The sequence below is a fragment of the Deltaproteobacteria bacterium genome, from assembly GCA_016210005.1.
Lineage (GTDB): Bacteria > Desulfobacterota > Binatia > HRBIN30 > JACQVA1 > JACQVA1.
Genome location: JACQVA010000123.1, coordinates 1 through 4,894 on the forward strand (window position 1 = coordinate 1; position 4,894 = coordinate 4,894).

General features: G+C 66.0%; 3 protein-coding genes. All 3 read left to right on the forward strand.

What is annotated here, in order from left to right; all coding sequences use genetic code 11:
- Nucleotides 1-254: 254 nt before the first annotated feature.
- On the forward strand, nt 255-1,202 hold the full coding sequence (gene meaB / locus HY699_11645) for a methylmalonyl Co-A mutase-associated GTPase MeaB (protein MBI4516455.1): 948 nt from the start codon (nt 255-257) through the stop codon (nt 1,200-1,202).
- A gap of 8 nt (nt 1,203-1,210) precedes the next feature.
- Entirely contained in the window at nt 1,211-1,924 is a 714-nt protein-coding gene (locus tag HY699_11650) for a serine/threonine protein phosphatase (protein ID MBI4516456.1), read from the forward strand.
- A gap of 415 nt (nt 1,925-2,339) precedes the next feature.
- Nucleotides 2,340-4,742, forward strand: a complete 2,403-nt coding sequence (locus HY699_11655) for a hypothetical protein (protein MBI4516457.1) — start codon at nt 2,340-2,342, stop codon at nt 4,740-4,742.
- Nucleotides 4,743-4,894: the final 152 nt, after the last annotated feature.

The following is a 4,894-nucleotide window of genomic DNA, read 5'->3' on the forward strand; positions in this document are numbered from 1 at the left end:
AGCACCAGCATCACTAAGCCGGCGACGAACGCGGAATGGCGGATCAGCGGCATGCCGAGCGATATGCCACCGCCTGCCAACCTTCGCAAGCTCGGCACGGCCGCGCCCTGGGCCGCGACCCCGCTGCGGTTGCGGCAGGGATGGGGGTGGGCTATCACCTCCCCATGGGTTCAAGGCAGAGCGGCGGGGAGCAGTCGAGCTTAACTGATTGATCCGGAGTTCGACTCGTGCCCACGCGCAAACTAGTTGAGCGAATGCTGGCGGGCGACAAGATCGCCTTAGCCAAATTGATGACTTTAGTCGAAAACCGACGCCCAGATACCGCGTTGGTGATGAGCTTGGTGCACGATAGGTGCGGGCGCGCTTACACGATCGGCATAACCGGACCTCCCGGAGCGGGCAAGTCGACGTTGGTTGATCGCACCGTCGGCGAGCTGCGCTCCGCCGGACACCGGGTCGGTATTGTGGCCATCGATCCGTCAAGCCCGTTCTCGGGCGGGGCGGTGCTGGGCGACCGCATCCGCATGCAGAGCCACTTCCTAGACGAGGGCGTGTTCATCCGCAGCCTCAGCAGCCGCGGTAGCCACGGGGGCATGGCCCGCGCGACTCGCGACGTCGCTCGCCTGCTTGATGCCTACGGGATGGATTTCGTCGTGGTCGAGACCGTGGGGGTGGGCCAGACGGAACTCGACATCATGCGCATGGCGGACACTACCGTGGTCGTGTTGGTACCGGAGGCCGGTGACACGGTGCAGGCTATGAAAGCCGGTTTGCTGGAGATCGCGGACATCTTTCTTGTCAACAAGGCCGACCGCGAGGGTGCGCAGCGGATGAAGACCGAGCTCGAAATGATGCTGCAGCTGCGGCCGGCAGCCGCCTGGTCGGTGCCCGTGCTGTTGACGCAGGCCACCACCGGTCAGGGTATTGCCGAGCTGACGGCACAGATCAACCGGCACCGCGAATTCCTGGCTCATAGCGGCCGTGGCCAAGCCCGCGCCGTGGCCGGGCGGCAAGAGGAGTTTGTCGCCGTGCTGCGTGAGGAGATCGCCCGCCGGCTCGAAGCGGTGCTCGATGATGGGAGGTTCGGCAGCCTGCTGCTGCGGATCAAGCACGGGGAGATCGATCCCTATCGCGCCGCCCTAGAGGTGGTCGGTAGCGAAGAGGCGGTCCGCGCGATCTTGCAGTCGAGAGGTGAAGGCTAGTCGCAGCAATGACCGGGCGAACATTCGTCGTCGGAGATCTGCACGGGTGCGCGGAGGAGTTGAAGGCCTTGCTCGACGGGCTGGCGTTGACCAGCGCCGACACGATCATCTTTCTCGGTGATTACGTCGATCGTGGCCCGGCCTCGCTGCAGGTAGTTGAAAGGCTGCTCCAGCTCCGCGTCGAGGGGCCGAGTTGCACTTTCTTGAAGGGCAATCACGAAGACATGTTCCTGGCCTTCATGGGACTGAAGGGCCGCTACGGTCAGGCCTTCTTGGCCAACGGCGGCGGCCCCACACTGCGCAGCTACGCCCTGGAAGGTTGCAGCGGTGCCGAAGTCGCCCGCCGGCTGCCGGCAGAACACCTGGAGTTTTTTCGCACGCTGCAGAGCTACACCGTGCGGGGGAACTTCCTCTGCGTGCACGCCGGCATCAATCCGCTGCGGCGGCTTGAAGATCAGGACGAGGAGGACCTCCTCTGGATCCGCGAGGAGTTCATCCGTAACCGGCATGGGTTGCCGTATACGGTCCTGTTCGGCCACACTCCCCTGAGGGATGTGCTCGTGGACCTACCGTACAAAGTGGGCTTGGACACGGGCCTGGTGTACTCGAACAAGCTCAGCTGCCTCGAGCTCGACAGCGGCGAGTTGTTTCAGGTCCGCCGGGGTGAGAAGAACCTGCGGCGCTCTGCCCTCGCGCTCGACGCCATCAGCCCGCGCCCGTGACGCTCGCGCCGCTACGAAACACCCGGCCGTTCACCCCTGATGGCTGCCATGGCAGGCGCTGCGGCAGAGCTTGGCGCGGGGCTGTTGACGGAGAGTGTGAACAACGAGAGCGGATCAGAGCGACATCAGGGGAACGCCGGCATCGAGATCAGCAACGCCACCACGCCGGTAATCACTAGCACCACGGGCCAGGGCAGCGTTCGATCAGACATGCGCCGGCTTTCTGCAGAATCCGTTCCGCCGCTGCGGCTAACACGCTAGGGCTAGCACTTGGGCACGGTGCCGGTGCGCGCCGCCAACGCGGTGCCGGTCGGCGATTTCTTTACGGCCATCTCGCACGGCTTCATTCTTGGGCACCTGGTGTGGTAAACGACAGCGTCCTCCGACAGGCGGTTGTGCCGGAGGCAGGTTGAGGATGCCGAGAAGGACAACCCGCCGGCAGGGGTTGCCGGATGAACGGTGTGCCGTTCGCGGCGCGTGGCTGTGGGCAGTGATAGTTGCCCAGATCGGCCTGGTGCTCCCGTCACTCGCATTGGCGACTACCCCGACGCCAACCCCGGCAGTGTGCGGTGACGGCAATAAGGCTCCCGCCGAGCAGTGCGATGACCACAACCTTTTCGGTGGCGATGGCTGCGCCGCCAACTGCACCGCGGAAACCGCGAGGGTGTTCTCCCTGTCGGCCGAGCGCAGCTCGGTGCGCTTGCAGACGCCGCTGCACCTGTTTCCGGCAGATCCTCCCATAAACGGTACCATCACTCTGACGACGGGAGCTGCCGGCGACGACGGACAGATGCCCGTCGTCATCAAGTCGGGCGGGGTCAATATCGCGCCCATCCAGGTCGGCCCGGTGTGCGTTTGCATGCGTACCACCGTGCGATCCGACGTGTTTGGACCCGGCAACGTCGGTGCCGGCGTGATCGGCTGTAATGGGCTCGACAACGTTAATGCCGCGATGGCGCTCGACCACAACACCTCCGACACCGATCCCGAGTGCTTGGCGGCGGACCCGGTGACCGATAGCCACGCCTGCCTGGAGGCGTCCGGCTCGCCTCCGAGCTGCAACCGCAATTCATTGCACAACGGGGTCTGCAACGGCCCGCTGCACCTGATCGCGGCCGGCACTGGGCCGCCGGGCTCAGCCTTCATGCGCCTGAGCATGGCTGTGTGGTTTAACACCGCCATCGAGACACTTGAGGAAGGCTGCGACGCCAACCCGAGCAACCCGAGCAAGGGTCTGGATGGCTTGCCCTGTACCAATGACGACCCCGACCGCGGCCTCGATCGCCTCATTCCCGTCACCACCGGTCTGGCCAGTCTGGCCGTTTATGATCAGGCCAACGCGGCCGGCTCGTCAATCGCCCTCGGCCTCACCTGCGGCGACGGCGCTTGCGAGCCGGTGGCCACTGGTGCCCCATTCGACTGTGCGGCCCTTGCCGCCGACCCCGCCGGTGGTACCGACGGTGCAGCGCTGGGCTTGACCGTGCCGATGATCGACGAGTTGCTCGTCGGCGATATCGTCGTCGCGCAGTTGTGGAACACCGCCAACGGGCCTTTGCCGACGCTGACACTGACCCGTACCCCGACCCTTACACGTACCCCGACCGCCATCCGCAGCCCGACCGTGACCTTTACGCCGTCCGTGACTCGTACCCCGACGATCTCGCCGACACCGAGCCGAACGCGCACGCCGCGTCCGACCGCTACACCAACAGTGACAGCCACTGCTACCAACACCCTGCGCCCGACCTCCACGCCCACGATCACCAATACCCGGCGGCCAACGGCGACCGCCACACCGTCAGTGACCTTGACCCCCAGCTTGACGCCGACCGGACCTACCCGCACCTTTACCCCGACCCAGCCGACCGCAACCCCAACCGCCACCCAGCCCACGGCAACACCGACGCACACCGCGACTCTCTCCCCAACCCGCACGCGAACGCCGACGCGGACGCCTAGCGCCACGCCCACCATCACTCTCACGCGCACGCCGAGCCGCACCCGCACTCCCTCGCGCACGCGCACCCCAACCGGGACGCCAACGGTCACGCCAACAGCCACCGCCACCGACACCCCAACGAACACGCCAACCGCTACACCGACCGAGACGCCGACGGTCACCACTACGCCCACCGAGACGCCCACGGCGACCCCGACGGCTACGCCCACTGTGACCGATACCCCGACGATCACCCCAACTCAGCCGACACCGACGCGAACCCCCACTCCCACCCGCACGGGCACACCAACGCGCACGCCGACGATCACGCGCACACCAACGCGCACTGCCACTCCGACCATTACTGCCACCAACACCAGAACACTGTCGCCGACGATCACGGGTACAGCGACCATTACGCCGACAGCCACAACTACGCCGACAGCCACAACGACGAACTCGCCGGCACCAACCTCGTCAGCAACACCGACCGCACCGCCAACGAGCGCCCTAACGGCTACCGAGCTGCCTACCGACACCCCGCCGCCCACGGCTACGACGCCGCCCAGCCCGACTCATTCCGCTGCGCCGACCACAACGCCAGAGCCGACACTCGCCCCCAGCGCCAGTGCGACACCGGTTGCGACCGCGACCAACACGCCGACGCTCACTGCGGTTCCGACCGCCACCGGGGTGGTGATCCCGGGCGACGCCGACGAGGACGGAGCGGTGAGCGCCGATGATTTCGGGGCCTTGCTTGAAATGCTCTACGGCAGCCATGCCGTCACCGCTGGCGCTGACGCCAACCGTGACGGCCGCGTGTCGATCGCGGATGCGACGCGGATTGCGCAGCTACTCGGCAGCACCGGCCTGCGCTGACCGCTTTAGGAAGTCGGAAATAGGTCAGGGCTCAGGCGAAGTCGCGATTACCCCGCGAAGATGCTGAAGTGAGGTCTGAGGACTGGCGTCGCTGCAGCGGTTATGGCATGCTGGCGCCGTGGTGGAGGTGGGAAGATTCGGCAGCGGTGGAG